Source organism: Streptomyces sp. CC0208 (genome assembly GCF_003443735.1).
In the GTDB taxonomy this organism is placed as follows: Bacteria; Actinomycetota; Actinomycetes; order Streptomycetales; family Streptomycetaceae; genus Streptomyces; species Streptomyces sviceus.
Map to the genome: position 1 here is coordinate 7021300 of NZ_CP031969.1, position 12628 is coordinate 7033927.

General features: G+C 70.3%; 14 protein-coding genes. 13 read left to right on the top strand and 1 reads right to left on the bottom strand.

Annotated elements, in window-relative coordinates; genetic code table 11:
- The first annotated feature begins 136 nt into the window (after positions 1–136).
- From D1369_RS32265 to D1369_RS32275, 3 genes are all read left to right on the top strand, one after another.
- Positions 137–1894 carry an FAD/NAD(P)-binding protein gene (locus tag D1369_RS32265; RefSeq protein WP_007381007.1) on the top strand — a complete coding sequence of 586 codons (1758 nt, stop codon included), beginning with the start codon at positions 137–139 and terminating at the stop codon, positions 1892–1894.
- Positions 1895–1984: 90 nt separating this feature from the next.
- A complete protein-coding gene (locus tag D1369_RS32270; RefSeq protein WP_037899461.1) occupies positions 1985–2971 on the top strand; it encodes an LLM class flavin-dependent oxidoreductase in 987 nt (328 codons plus the stop codon).
- A gap of 432 nt (positions 2972–3403) precedes the next feature.
- On the top strand, positions 3404–4312 hold the full coding sequence (locus tag D1369_RS32275) for a S1 family peptidase (protein ID WP_007381005.1): 909 nt from the start codon (positions 3404–3406) through the stop codon (positions 4310–4312).
- A 76-nt stretch (positions 4313–4388) separates the two neighbouring features.
- Here D1369_RS32275 and D1369_RS32280 read toward each other — a convergent pair whose 3' ends face one another.
- Positions 4389–5273 (bottom strand): alpha/beta hydrolase, encoded by an 885-nt coding sequence (locus D1369_RS32280; protein ID WP_007381004.1) that lies wholly within the window; start codon positions 5271–5273, stop codon positions 4389–4391.
- An 89-nt stretch (positions 5274–5362) separates the two neighbouring features.
- On the opposite strand from D1369_RS32280, the gene D1369_RS32285 reads away from it, so the two are divergent.
- From D1369_RS32285 to D1369_RS32325, 10 genes are all read left to right on the top strand, one after another.
- Entirely contained in the window at positions 5363–6274 is a 912-nt protein-coding gene (locus D1369_RS32285) for a slipin family protein (RefSeq protein WP_037899459.1), read from the top strand.
- A gap of 232 nt (positions 6275–6506) precedes the next feature.
- Positions 6507–7589, top strand: a complete 1083-nt coding sequence (locus D1369_RS32290; protein ID WP_037899456.1) for a S1 family peptidase — start codon at positions 6507–6509, stop codon at positions 7587–7589.
- Positions 7590–7801: 212 nt separating this feature from the next.
- Positions 7802–7966: a hypothetical protein gene (locus D1369_RS43165; protein ID WP_162951040.1), complete on the top strand. Its 165-nt coding sequence runs from the start codon at positions 7802–7804 to the stop codon at positions 7964–7966.
- On the top strand, positions 7959–8366 hold the full coding sequence (locus tag D1369_RS32295; RefSeq protein WP_037899454.1) for a hypothetical protein: 408 nt from the start codon (positions 7959–7961) through the stop codon (positions 8364–8366). Before D1369_RS43165 ends, D1369_RS32295 begins: the two co-directional genes overlap by 8 nt.
- Positions 8367–8464: 98 nt before the next feature.
- Entirely contained in the window at positions 8465–9040 is a 576-nt protein-coding gene (locus tag D1369_RS32300; protein WP_037899451.1) for a hypothetical protein, read from the top strand.
- Positions 9041–9096: 56 nt separating this feature from the next.
- Positions 9097–9387 carry a hypothetical protein gene (locus D1369_RS32305; RefSeq protein ID WP_007380999.1) on the top strand — a complete coding sequence of 97 codons (291 nt, stop codon included), beginning with the start codon at positions 9097–9099 and terminating at the stop codon, positions 9385–9387.
- Positions 9388–9434: 47 nt separating this feature from the next.
- Positions 9435–9809, top strand: coding sequence for a hypothetical protein (locus D1369_RS32310; protein ID WP_037899449.1), 375 nt, complete (start codon positions 9435–9437; stop codon positions 9807–9809).
- A 13-nt stretch (positions 9810–9822) separates the two neighbouring features.
- The gene (locus tag D1369_RS32315; RefSeq protein WP_007380997.1) at positions 9823–10515 is read left to right on the top strand and encodes a hypothetical protein; all 693 of its coding nucleotides are present in this window, start codon (positions 9823–9825) and stop codon (positions 10513–10515) included.
- Between the two features lie 30 nt (positions 10516–10545).
- Positions 10546–11745 carry a hypothetical protein gene (locus D1369_RS32320; RefSeq protein ID WP_037899448.1) on the top strand — a complete coding sequence of 400 codons (1200 nt, stop codon included), beginning with the start codon at positions 10546–10548 and terminating at the stop codon, positions 11743–11745.
- The gene (locus D1369_RS32325; RefSeq protein ID WP_007380995.1) at positions 11742–12602 is read left to right on the top strand and encodes a phage tail domain-containing protein; all 861 of its coding nucleotides are present in this window, start codon (positions 11742–11744) and stop codon (positions 12600–12602) included. Before D1369_RS32320 ends, D1369_RS32325 begins: the two co-directional genes overlap by 4 nt.
- The last annotated feature ends 26 nt before the right edge of the window (positions 12603–12628 follow it).

A 12628-nucleotide genomic window follows, 5' to 3' on the forward strand; every position in this document is an offset into this window, starting at 1 on the left:
CCCGTCCGAGTTCGACCGACTCGATGTCACGGAGCCTTCGCATGCCCTCCGACACCCTTGCCCCAGCCCCCGCCGCACTCCGACCGACAGGTGCGCCGGCGGACAGACATGACGCCCACGGCTCGGAGCGCACCCGATGAGGCGCTCGCTGGTGATCGTCGGAGCCGGGCCGCGGGGGACCGGCCTGATCGAGCGGATCGCCGCCAACGCCCCGGAGCTGTACGACGGTTCGGGCCTCGACCTGCACCTGGTGGATCCGCACGAGCCCGGCGCCGGACGCATCTGGCGCGAGGCGCAGTCACCGCTGCTGTGGATGAACTCGCACGCCGAGGACGTCACCATGTTCACCGACGAGACGGTGGACATGGCCGGACCCGTGCGCTCCGGCCCCACCCTGCACGAGTGGGCCGGCATCGACGGCCGCACCTTCGCCGACCGGCAGCTCCAGGGCGCGTACCTGCGCTGGGTGCACGAGCAGGCGGTGGCCGCGCTGCCGCCGTCCGTGTCCGTCCACCACCATCCGCGACGTGCCCTGCGGGTGAGCGGACCGCGTGCGGGACGTCAGCGGGTCTGGCTGGAGGGCCGACCGCGCCCGCTCCTCGCCGACCTGGTCGTCCTCACCCTGGGGCATCTGGACGCCGAACTCGACGACGAGCAGCGGGACCTGGCTGCGTACGCCCGCGCCCACGGCCTCGTCCACCTGCCGCCCGACTTCACCGCCGACAGCGACCTGTCCGCGCTCGCGCCCGGCGAACCGGTCCTGGTCCGCGGGTTCGGGCTCGCCTTCGTCGACCTGATGGCGCTGCTGACCGAGGGCCGGGGCGGACGCTACGAGGGGGACACCTATGTCCCGTCCGGGCGCGAGCCGGTCCTCCACGTCGGATCGCGGCGCGGGGTGCCGTACCACTCGAAGATCGGCTACGACTGGACCGGCGAGCGGCCGCCGCTGCCCCGCTTCCTGGGGCCGGCCCAGATCGACGCGCTGCTCGCCCGGCGCGGGGCCGTCGACTTCCGGCGGGACGTGTGGCCGCTGGTGGCGAAGGAGCTCGGATTCGCCCACTACCACCGGCTGTTCACCGTGCACCCGGAGCGGACCGCGATGTCCTGGACCGACTTCGAGGAGAAGTACGCGGCCGTCGACGTGGCCCTCGAACGGGAGACCCTGGTGGCCTCCGCCGTGCCCGATCCCCGTGACCGGCTCGACCTCGTCGCGCTCGACCGGCCGCTGGAGGGCCTGCGGTACGCGACGCACGAGGAGTTCCAGGAGGGGCTGCGGGCGTATGTCGAGGCCGACCTGAGCCGCCGGCACGATTCCCGGTACAGCCCCGACCTGGCCGTGTTCCTCGGACTGCTCTCCGTCTACGGGCAGCTGGTGCGGCTCGGGGACATCGGTGGCCGGTGGCACGGGTTCTTCAGCTATCTGGCTTCAGGGCCGCCCGGCCCCCGGCTGCGGCAGCTGCTCGCGCTGTCCCGGGCCGGGGTGCTCCGGTTCGTCGGGGCGGACATGGAGATCCGCGCCGAGGGCGGGGTGTTCCGGGCGTCGAGCCCCACCGTGCCGGGCCACTCGGTCGAGGCGCGGGCCCTGGTCGAGGCCCGGCTGCCCGAGCCGACCGTGCGGCGGGCCCTCGATCCGCTGCTGCGCGCGCTGCACGACGAGGGGGTCGCCGAGAGTCCGGACGGGCTGCTGCGGGTGGACCGTGCCGACGGGCGGCTCCTGGACCGGTCCGGGCGCCCGCACCCCCGGCGCTTCGCCCTCGGGCCGCACACCGACGGCCGTACACCCGGCGCCTTCACCCGGCCGCGCACCGGCGGGCCCGCGTTCCGGCAGAACGACGCGACCGCGCGGGCCGCACTGCGGTTCCTGGGCGAGCTCGCCGGCCGTGCGGTCGCCTGAGCCGCCGGTGCGAGACGGCCGCCGGTCCGCGCGGTCGTGGTTGTTCCCCGCCGCGGCGGGCCGGACTCTCCTCCGAAAGGATTCCCCCACATGGCTTCCTCGCACGGCCGGGGGCTGGTGCACCTCGCCGCCGCCCTCGACCAGCCGTCGGCGTCCGACGCGCGTCCCTACGTCGAGGCGGCGCGGCTCGCCGAGCGCGGCGGGCTCGACTTCGTGACCCTGGACGACACCCTCGCCCGGCCCGGCCTCGACCCGCTCACGGTGCTGTCCCGGGTCGCGCCCGCCACCGGCCGGATCGGCCTGGTGCCCACGGTCACGAGCACCCACCCCGAGCTCTTCCGCGTCCTGGCCGCCGTCGCGACCCTCGACCGGGTCAGCCGGGGCCGGGCCGGCTGGCGGATCGACGGCTCGACCACCGGGGCCGAGGCCCGACTCCTCGGCCGCCGACCCGCGGCACCGGCCGGTCCACTGCGCGGGGAGACGGGTGAAGTCGCCGACGTGGCCGCGAAACCGTGCGACGTGCGGGAGGACGACACCGAGATACGGGACATGCCGAACGGCGGCCCGCGACCCCCGCACGGCCACCCGGTCCGCGTGGTCGACGCCACCGACGAACCCGCCCGCAGGACCGCCGCCCGGTACGCCGACGTGGCCCTCGTCCGCGCCGCGAGCGCCGCGCAGGCAGCCGCCGTACGGGATCAACTCCGCGCCACGGCAGCTGAGTTCGGGCGCCGCCCCGACGAACTGCGGGTCCTCGCCGGTCTCCTCGTCGACCTCGGCGACGGCGAGCACGCGGCCGCGCCGGGGCACGGCGGGGGCGGACCCCGCCAGACCGCACAGGGGCCGCTGTACCGGGGCGGCCCCGTCGACCTCGCGGCACTGATCGCCACCTGGCACGGCGAGGGCGTCGTCGACGGCTTCCACCTCACCCCCGCCGAACCGCTGCGGGACCTGGAACGGCTCGTCAACGGCACAGTGGCGCTGCTCCAGCACCGCGGACTGTTCCGCACCTTCTACCCGGGCAGCACGCTCCGGGAGCACCTGGACCTCGCCGTCCCCGCCCACCGGTGCGGGTAACTCGCCAGGGGCTGTTTTCGGCGATGCGGCGAAAGGGAACGGCAGCCGCCGGTTCCGGGTTCCGTACCCGTCCGCGCCGGTGGCCGACGGCCGTACGACGGTCGGCGTCGCGGAGCGCCGCTGACGCCCTGCCACTTCGCCGACCACCGTATCTGCCGCTTTCCGCCGCCGGGGAAGGCTCTCGGCGTGGCCCTCGTGGCGGGGGAGCGGGACGGGATTCGAGGCATGGCCGTTCCCTGTGAAGCACAAAGGTCTTTCAAAGACTGACGGCCGAAAGGCGCCCTTGCGCCGACCGTCCGTTCGGCCGAATACTCCCCCTCAGCGCTTGTCAGGAGCACGGCGTGTTCGAAAACCGGACGCCCGTGCCGCTGACTGCGCCTCACGGGCCCCGACCCCACGCGGGCCCCCGACTTCCCTTGGAGGGAACGAAACGTGAGGATCAAGCGCACCAACCCCCGCAGTGGCATTACGAGACGGACCCGGCTGATCGCCGGAACCACCGGCCTCGTGGCCGCGGCCGCGATCGCGGTCCCCAGCGCGAACGCGACCGCTGCGACCCCGTTCAGCACCGCCGAACTCAAGAGCGCCAGCAGTTCGGTGCTCAAGGCCGACATCCCGGGCACCGCCTGGGCCGTCGACAGCAAGACCAACCGTGTGGTCGTCACCGTCGACAGCACGGTCTCGCAGGCGGAGATCGCCAAGATCAAGGAGCAGGCGGGCAGCAACGCCGACGCGCTCACGATCAAGCACACCCCGGGCAAGTTCAACAAGCTGATCTCCGGCGGCGACGCCATCTATGCGAGTAGCTGGCGCTGCTCCCTCGGCTTCAACGTCCGCAGCGGGAGCACCTACTACTTCCTGACCGCCGGTCACTGCACCGACGGTGCGGGCACCTGGTGGTCGAACTCGGGCCACACGACCACCCTCGGCTCGACGGCCGGGTCCAGCTTCCCGACGAACGACTACGGCCTCGTCAAGTACTCGTCGAGCTACCCGGTCTCGTCGATCTCCGGCACCGTCGGCAGCGTCGACATCACCAGCGCCGCCACCCCGTCCGTGAACACCACGGTCTACCGTCGCGGTTCCACCACCGGCATCCACAGCGGCCGGGTCACCGCGCTGAACGCGACCGTCAACTACGGTGGCGGCGACATCGTCTACGGCATGATCCAGACCACGGTCTGCGCCGAGCCCGGCGACTCCGGCGGCCCGCTCTACTCCAACAGCGGTATCGCCTACGGTCTGACCTCCGGCGGCAGCGGCAACTGCTCCTCCGGCGGCACTACCTTCTTCCAGCCGGTCACCGAGGCCCTGAGCGCCTACGGCGTCAGCGTCTTCTAGGCCCGGCAGCGGCCTGAACCGCGGCCGGTACCTGGTGAGCCCCCGTACGCATCCGCCGTACGGGGGCTCGTCGCGATCACGAGGTGGTCCGCTCCGGTGGCGCGCAGAGCCAGTCCAGTACGGCCGGCAGGGCCTCAAGCGCGCCGAAGTGGCCGGTGTCCTGCTGGAGGACGGGCCGGACCCGGGGGATGCGGTCCGCCAGCCAGGTGAAGTGGCCGACCGGGGAGAGCGTGTCCTGGGCGCCGTGCCACAGCAGCACGGGCCGGGTGACGGCCGCCGGGTCGAAGCCCCAGCCGCTGAGCAGGGCGAGGCCGTCGTCGAGCCAGCCGTACGACGATCCGCGCAGCGCCTCCCGGTAGGTGCGCAGCAGCATCTCGCCGACCGCCGGGGTGGAGACGGTCCGCCGGTCGGAGTCCGTGAGCCCGTCGCGGAGGGAGACCAGCAGTTGCGCGGGGTCGCGGCGGATGTCGGCGGCGCGGGCGTCGAGGCGCCCGGCGAAGGCGAGCGGGTCGGTGAGCGCCCGGGTGTACTCCTCGACCTGGGAGGCGGCCATACCGTCGAACCAGCGCAGGTCCCTCGCGTCCGGGGGCGCGGGGGACGCCAGTGCCGCCGCGCGCCGCACCCGGGAGGGCAGCAGCGCGGCGCAGGCCAGGGCGTGCGGGGCGCCGCCGGAGTGGCCGAGCACCGAGAAACGGCCGAGCCCGAGGGCTCCGGCCAGCTCCGCCACGTCCCGGGCGGCGTCGGCCACGCGGCGCCCCGGCAGACGGTCCGAGTCGCCGTAACCGGGGCGGTCGTAGGCGATGAACCGGATGTGCGGATGCGCGGCGACGACGTCCCGGGGGACGAGACCGAAGCGGCAGCCCGGGGTGCCGTGCAGCAGGACCACCGGACTGCCGTCCGGATCGCCGTGCTCCTCGACCGTCAGCCGGCGGCCGTCCTGTGTCCTGATGCCGTGGACCACCCGTGTCCTCCGTCTCCCCTTTGTGTACACAGCGGAGTTACCGTCGAAGTACACACCTTGAGCGCCTGGTTCGGACCCTGGGGGTCGCGATGGTCGAGGAGCTGGTGGCGGCGGGCGTGACGCTCGCGTCCGCCGGAGCGGTGTACGCGATGGCGGCCGCGCGGGTTGTCAAGCAGTACGAACGGGGCGTGGTCTTCCGTCTCGGAAAGCTTCGGCCGGACGTGCGCGGGCCGGGGTTCACGATGATCGTTCCGGGCGTCGACAAGCTCCGGAAGGTCAACATGCAGATCGTGACCATGCCGGTGCCCGGGCAGGAGGGCATCACCCGGGACAACGTCACGGTGCGGGTGGACGCCGTCGTCTACTTCAGGGTGACCTCGCCGGCCGAGGCGGTCGTCCGGGTCGAGGACTACCGGTTCGCGGTCGCGCAGATGGCGCAGACCTCGCTGCGGTCGATCATCGGCAAGAGCGAGCTGGACGATCTGCTGTCCAACCGCGAAAAGCTCAACCAGGGACTGGAGTTGATGATCGACAGCCCCGCGGTGGAGTGGGGCGTCACCATCGACCGGGTCGAGATCAAGGACGTCTCGCTCCCCGAGACCATGAAGCGGTCCATGGCCCGGCAGGCCGAGGCGGACCGGGAGCGGCGGGCGCGGGTCATCAACGCGGACGCGGAGCTCCAGGCGTCGAAGAAGCTGGCCGAGGCGGCCAAGGAGATGTCCGAGCAGCCTGCCGCGCTGCAGCTGCGGCTGCTGCAGACGGTGGTGGCGGTGGCGGCGGAGAAGAACTCGACCCTGGTGCTGCCGTTCCCCGTCGAGCTGCTGCGGTTCCTGGAGAGGGCGCAGCAGGGGGTGGCGGCGCCCGCTCCGCAACAACCGGTGCGGGAATCGGTGCAGCAACCGGTGCGGGAATCGGTGCGGGAATCGGTGCAGGAGCAACGTCCGTCTCTTGAGTCCCGGCCGGATCCTGATTCCGAGGGGTCGAATTCAGGACAGGACTAGACCTTACGGGCTGATGAGGTGTTACTCGCTCGTAGTGTTTGCAGCGTGAACGGCCTGGGCTGACCGTGAGCTGTCAAAAATGGCAGGGGCGCGCAACCGCGTTCTACGCGCGTCCGGAAGTCACCCTTGTACGCCCCCTGTGGGGTTCGGAAGAGTAAGGGCTCGTCAACCAGCCTTCCGGCCCGCGAGATCCCCACAATCTCAGGGCCGCCCCCCCACAGGAGGACCCGAGTTGAAGCACCGACGCATACCCAGGCGGCGGATCGTCGTGGCAGGTGCGGGCATCACCGCGCTGGTCGCCGCGGGAGTCACCTTGCAGACTGCGAACGCCAGCGAGACGCCGGCCTCGCCCCAGGTCAAGACCCTCTCGGCTGTCGCGGCCGGAAAGCTCGCCTCGACGCTCGGGACCGAACTCGGCGCGGACGCGGCGGGAACGTTCTACGACGCGAAGACCAAGAGCCTCGTGGTGAACGTGCTCGACGAGGACGCGGCGCGGACCGTCTCGGCGGCCGGGGCCACGGCCAGAGTCGTCTCGAACTCCCTCGCCGAGCTGAAGAGCGCGCGTACGACGCTCGTCGACGACGCGACCGTCCCGGGGACGTCCTGGGTGACCGACCCCACCACCAACAAGGTCGTCGTCACGGCCGACCGCACGGTCTCCGCCGCCGAGTGGGCCAAGCTCGCCAAGGTGGTCGACGGGCTGGGATCGGTTGCCGAACTCCAGCGCACGAAGGGGGAGTTCACGCCCTTCGTCGCCGGCGGTGACGCGATCAGCGGATCCGGTGGGCGCTGCTCCCTCGGCTTCAACGTGGTGAAGGGCGGACAGCCGTACTTCCTCACCGCCGGACACTGCACCGAGGCGATCTCGACGTGGTCGGACTCCAGTGGGAACAAGATCGGCACCAATGAGGTGTCGAGCTTCCCGGACAACGACTTCGGGCTGGTGAAGTACACGGCCTCGGTCGACCATCCCAGCGAGGTGAACCTCTACAACGGGTCCGCGCAGGCGATCACCGGGGCCGCGTCGGCGACCGTCGGCCAGTCGGTGACGCGCAGCGGGTCCACGACCCAGGTGCACTCCGGGAAGGTCACCGGTCTGGACGCGACGGTGAACTACGGCAACGGCGACATCGTGAACGGGCTGATCCAGACCGATGTGTGCGCGGAGCCGGGGGACAGCGGCGGGTCGCTGTTCTCGGGGAGCAGCGCGATCGGACTGACGTCCGGTGGCAGCGGCGACTGCACCTCCGGTGGGGAGACGTTCTTCCAGCCGGTGACGGAGGCGTTGTCGGCGACCGGGGCGTCGATCGGCTGACGGTTCGGCGGTACGTGAAGTCCCGCCCCCTGCGTGGGGGGCGGGACTTTCGCGTCTCCTGTCATCGTTATCCGTTCGAGACCGCACGTTGCTCACGCCGTGCTTGGGGCGGCCGTTACATTTGCGGTTCCTGGGGCTCAACTTCCCTTTGACCGACGGAAGTTGATCTCTCGGCAGGTGCCTTCACAGCCAAATGTTTCGGGGGAAACGCTGTGCAGAAGATCCAGCTGACCTATTGGTGGAACGGGCACGAGCCCGGTGACGTCGTGGACGTCGACGACCTGGCCGCGCGGGAACTGCTCGGTGTCATCGCGCGCCCCGCGGAGGGCGACGCGGAATCCGAAGACGCCGCGGACCCCGCAGACTCCGATGAGTGAGCCGTACGTCACCTTTCCGGACGTCGAGCAGTTGGTCGTCGATCTGCTCAAGGACCGCAGCGAGCTGGCAGGCGTCGTCGTCGATGTCGCGCCGCCCGCCGGGTTCGACGGCTCGCAGCGCGCCGTACTGGTCTCCCGGATGGGCGGTGCCTGGGCGGAGGACCCCCGGCTCGACAATCCGCTGGTCGACCTGGAGGTGTACGGCCCCTCCAAGGCGGCGGCCCACACCGTCTCCCTCGTGGCGCGTTCCCTGGTGCTCCAGCTCCGGGGCGTGCGGTACGGCGGGGCGACCGTCGTGGACGTGGTCGAGGAGGACGGGCCGCGCTGGCTGCCCGACTATCGGCACGCGAGTGCCAACCGCTATGTCTCGACCACCCGCCTGGTGGTCCGCCCGGCCTGAACGGCCGTATCACCGGCTTCGCTTCGCCGTATGACCGGCTTGGCTTCGCCGTACTCCCACAGCAGCACGTCATGTCCATCTCCCAGCAAGGAGCAGTGATGGCCGGAACGAACGCCAAGGAGATCCGGGTCGCGGGCAATGGCCGCGTGCTCATCGCCCCGCTCGCCACCGCACCGCCCGCCGACACCGCCGCGGCGTGGGGTGCCGGGTGGAAGGACCTCGGCTACACCACCACCGACGGGGTCAAGATCACCAAGAAGGACAAGCTGGACCCCGTGGACACCTGGCAGAGCGTCAGCTCGGCGAGGTTCGTCTACTCCGACCGCGACCTCAGCTTCAAGTTCCAGCTCCTCCAGCTGAACGAGGACACCCTGCCGTTCTTCTTCGGCGGCGGGCAGGTCAAGGAGACGGCGGCCGGGTCCGGCCTCTACAAATACGAGCTGGCGGCCGAGCCGAAGTTCGACGAGCGGATGCTCGGGGTGGAGTTCGTGGACGGCGACGAGGTCAAGTACCGCATGATCGTCGCCCGGGGCCAGGTGACCGAGACGGAGGAGCTCGCCCTCGTTCGTACGGCTCCCGTGAAGCTCGGGGTCACCTTCACCGCGCTGGCCACGGTGGACGGTGCCCCGCTGGCGACCTTCCTGATGAAGGACCCGAGCTTCAGCGCGGCCTGATTCCTTCGTTCGTCTCGTGTCATTCGTGCCGTCTCGCAGCAAGGAGCCCCACCGACATGGCCCCCTTCAACGTCAACGCCGCCCGTGCCCAGCGTCTCGAAGCAGTCGGGAAGAACTGGGAGTTCGAGGTGGACGGTGATGTGTTCCGGCTCCCCACCGAGTTCCCGCGCGGTATCGCCAAGCAGATCGCCGCGCTGGACGACAACGACATCGACGGGTTGCTGGCGCTGCTGCTCGGTGCGGAGCAGTTCGAGCGGTTCTGCAAGTACGACACGAGTGTGCAGGACGTCTCCGCGATCCTGGAGGCGTACGGCAACGACACCGGCATGTCGTTGGGGGAAGGCTGAGCCTCGGCGCGCTGGTCGACGAGCACGCCGAGGCTCTGGAGGCGGATCTGCTCCGCCACTACGGGGTCGACCTCCTCGACTGGCACCGGGGGCGGCTCTCCTCGCGCCGCCTTCGGGTGCTGGTCGAACACCTTCCCTCGGACTCGTCGTTCGCCCGAGCGGTCCACGGCGAACAGGCGGAGTGGACGGTCACGGACCATCTGCTGGCGGCCGTCGTCGACCATCTCGCCGTGGCCAACTGGATGTTCGCGACGGTCCACCGGGACGAGGACACGGAACCGGCGGAGTATCCGGAGCCTTTGCCACGTCCGGGAGACGGCCCGACTTCGACTGATACTCCGCTCGTCGACCTCTCGTCTGCCGGAGAGGGACGCGCCGCGAGCCCGGTCGAGATCGTGGCGTTTTTGAGTTCGCCCGGTTGAGAGGGAGTAGAACATGACCGTGCCGACTGACCCGATGTGGCCCGTCGAAATGGCGAAAAGGCTCTTCGATCAGGAACTGGGCAAGGCGAGAGAGACAATCAATGAGCTGGCACGGACTGCTGTCAAGAAAAGCTTCGAAACAGAGGCGGTGATCGCCGCAGGGCCTGCCAAGGCCGAGGCGCTCGGAGTTTTCACCGCGGTCAACGCCGCAAAGCTGGAGTTCAACCTGTGGGATCCAGGAAAAAAGATCCAGGAAGCCTACGACAATCTCCTGCGGGACCGGAAGCTGAAAAAGGAGGGAGCTGAATACAGATCGGCCGACTTGGCTCCGGAGGCCCTGCTCGGGCGGATTCGCTCCACTGAGGGGATCGTGGCCGGTCTCAAACGCCAGGTGACCGCCGCAGCGGAAACGAGGATGAGTGACATCCGGCAAGACGCCGCTCGGAGACAGCGGATTCTGGGGGTCATTCGTAGAGCCGTCGTACGCATAGCGGCACTCGAACGTCAAGCGACGAGGGCTACAGAGGGCGCAGCGAAGCGCGCGGCGGACACGAGAGCACTGCAGGCGCAGGCAAACAAGCTCCAGAACCAGGAGCGGAATCTGCGCCAGGCCTTGAGGCAGCTGAGCCTTGCCCTTAGGGGGGCGAATCCGGACATGCGCAACTTCGAGACAAAGCTGTTGGAGATCAGGCGCAGTCTCACCTGATTCCTGTCCATCCGAAGGGAGGTGCGGAGGATGAGAGCCGCACTGGTACAAGCCACCGGCGCGCTCACGCGCTTCCGGACCGCACTGACCCAGACGAGCGCGGCCGGAAGCAGACTGCGCACTGCCGCGACCGGGGCCGGCAGCTCGGTCGATCGGCTCAGGAGTTCGGCCACTCAGGCCAGTACCGCCACCGGTCGGCTGCGGACCGGGGCCACTCAGGCGAGCGCCGGGCTGAACCAGGTGCGGACCGCCGCTACCCGGGCCGCCGCCGATGTGCAGCGGGCTGGGCGGAGTGCCGCGTCCGGGGGCGGGCTGTTCTCGCGGTTCAGTCAGGGGCTGCGTACCGCCACCACCGCCCAGCGCGGGCTCAACACCGCTATGAAGGCCAATATCCTCGGCGCGATCCTCTCCCTCATCATGCCGCTCATCACCAAGCTCATCGACATGGCGATGGAGTCCAAGACCGTGCAGGCCGTCATGCAGGCGGCGTTCAAGATCATCGGGCAGGTGGTGGGGACGGTCATGAAGGGGGCGTCGGTCGCCATCAACTGGCTGATCGATGCCGGGAAGAACGTCATCAACTGGTTGAAGGCCAACTGGCCTTTGCTCGTCGCCATTCTCACCGGGCCCGTCGGCATCGCCGTGCTCGCGATCGTCAAGAACTGGGACCGGATCAAGGACGCGGTCGCGTCGGTCCGGGACTGGATCGTCGACAAGTGGAACGCCGCGGTCAACTTCCTGCGCGGAGTCCCCGGGATGATCTGGGGCTTCTTCGCCCAACTACCCGACCAGCTACGGGGTTTGGGCGGCGATCTGGTCATGGGGCTCATCAACGGCATCAAGAACTCGGCCGGTGCCCTTCTCAACACCGTCAAGAACTTCATCGTCAACACCATCCCCGGCCCCATCCGCAGCATCCTCGGCATCGCCTCCCCGTCCAAGGTGATGATGGGATTCGGCGGGGATGTCGGCGAGGGGCTCGCGCTCGGTATGGAGGGGGCCGGCAACAGGGTCGCGGGAGCTGCGGGACGGCTGGCCACCGCCACCGCGCGGAGCGTCATCGGACCCGGTTACAGCCTCGCCGGAGTCGCCGGCGGCGCGTCGACCCGGCCCCAAGGCGCCGCGGCCGGCGCCCCCGTCACCGTCAACGTCCACCCCCGCCCCGGCCAGTCCGAGTACGAGATCGGCCGGATCACCGCCCGCGAACTCGCCTGGGCGGCCAAGCGATGAGCCCGCGCCAGCTCCAGCAGCCGGTGTTCGAGGTGGACGGCTGGGCCGGGAACACCGTCGACGACGACGGCGTCGAGTGGTGGGTCACCAGCGAACAGGGCTGGGCCGCCGCCCCGCCCGTCCGGCTCACCCTGACCGACCGCCCCGAGCGGCACGGCGCGTTCGACGCCCCCTCCTACCGGGGACCTCGCGTGGTCACCCTGGAGGGCCTGGCCATCGCCCCCGAACGCGCCGTACGGGAGGAGGCCAAGGACCGGCTGGCCGCCGTACTCGCCGACGGCAGCATCCTGTCGCCGCTGGTCGTCACCGAACCGCACCGCGTCCGGCGGGCGTTGGTCCGCCTCACCGCCGAGACGAAGATCGTCGACCGCAAGTCCGGTGCCTTCGAGTTCTCCCTGACGATGACCGCGCCGGACCCGCTGCGGTACTCGTACGGCCTGAACAGCAGCACCTGTCCGCTGCCTTCCTCCAGTGGCGGAGTCTCTTTCCCGCTCTCCTTCCCGCTGGACTTCGGGTCCGGTTCCTCCGGTGGCCGGCTGCTCCTTGAGAACAAGGGCACCGTCCCGACCTGGCCGGTCTGGCGGATCAGTGGACCCTGCGTCCAGCCGGTGATCAGCAACACCGCGACCGGTGAGGAGCTCGCCTTCGAACTCACCCTCCAGGAAGGCGAGTTCCTGCTCATCGACACCGACGCGCGCTCGGTTCTGCTCCAGGGCACGGCCTCCCGCAGGGCCACCCTGCTGCCCGGTTCGGACTGGTTCCCGCTGCCGCCGGGTGCGACGCCCGTGCTCTTCCGTGCCCGTGACTACGCCCCGGCAGCCCGGCTGACGGCGGAGTGGCGGGACGCCTGGCTCTGACCCCGCCCGCCCTCAGCTACCAGAAG

Coding starts and splice junctions, on each gene's coding strand:
- D1369_RS32265 (WP_007381007.1), top strand. CDS start 137: ATGAGGCGCTCGCTGGTGATCGTCGGAGCCGGGCCGCGGGGGACCGGC.
- D1369_RS32270 (WP_037899461.1), top strand. CDS start 1,985: ATGGCTTCCTCGCACGGCCGGGGGCTGGTGCACCTCGCCGCCGCCCTC.
- D1369_RS32285 (WP_037899459.1), top strand. CDS start 5,363: ATGGTCGAGGAGCTGGTGGCGGCGGGCGTGACGCTCGCGTCCGCCGGA.
- D1369_RS32295 (WP_037899454.1), top strand. CDS start 7,959: ATGAGTGAGCCGTACGTCACCTTTCCGGACGTCGAGCAGTTGGTCGTC.
- D1369_RS32300 (WP_037899451.1), top strand. CDS start 8,465: ATGGCCGGAACGAACGCCAAGGAGATCCGGGTCGCGGGCAATGGCCGC.
- D1369_RS32305 (WP_007380999.1), top strand. CDS start 9,097: ATGGCCCCCTTCAACGTCAACGCCGCCCGTGCCCAGCGTCTCGAAGCA.
- D1369_RS32315 (WP_007380997.1), top strand. CDS start 9,823: ATGACCGTGCCGACTGACCCGATGTGGCCCGTCGAAATGGCGAAAAGG.
- D1369_RS32320 (WP_037899448.1), top strand. CDS start 10,546: ATGAGAGCCGCACTGGTACAAGCCACCGGCGCGCTCACGCGCTTCCGG.
- D1369_RS32325 (WP_007380995.1), top strand. CDS start 11,742: ATGAGCCCGCGCCAGCTCCAGCAGCCGGTGTTCGAGGTGGACGGCTGG.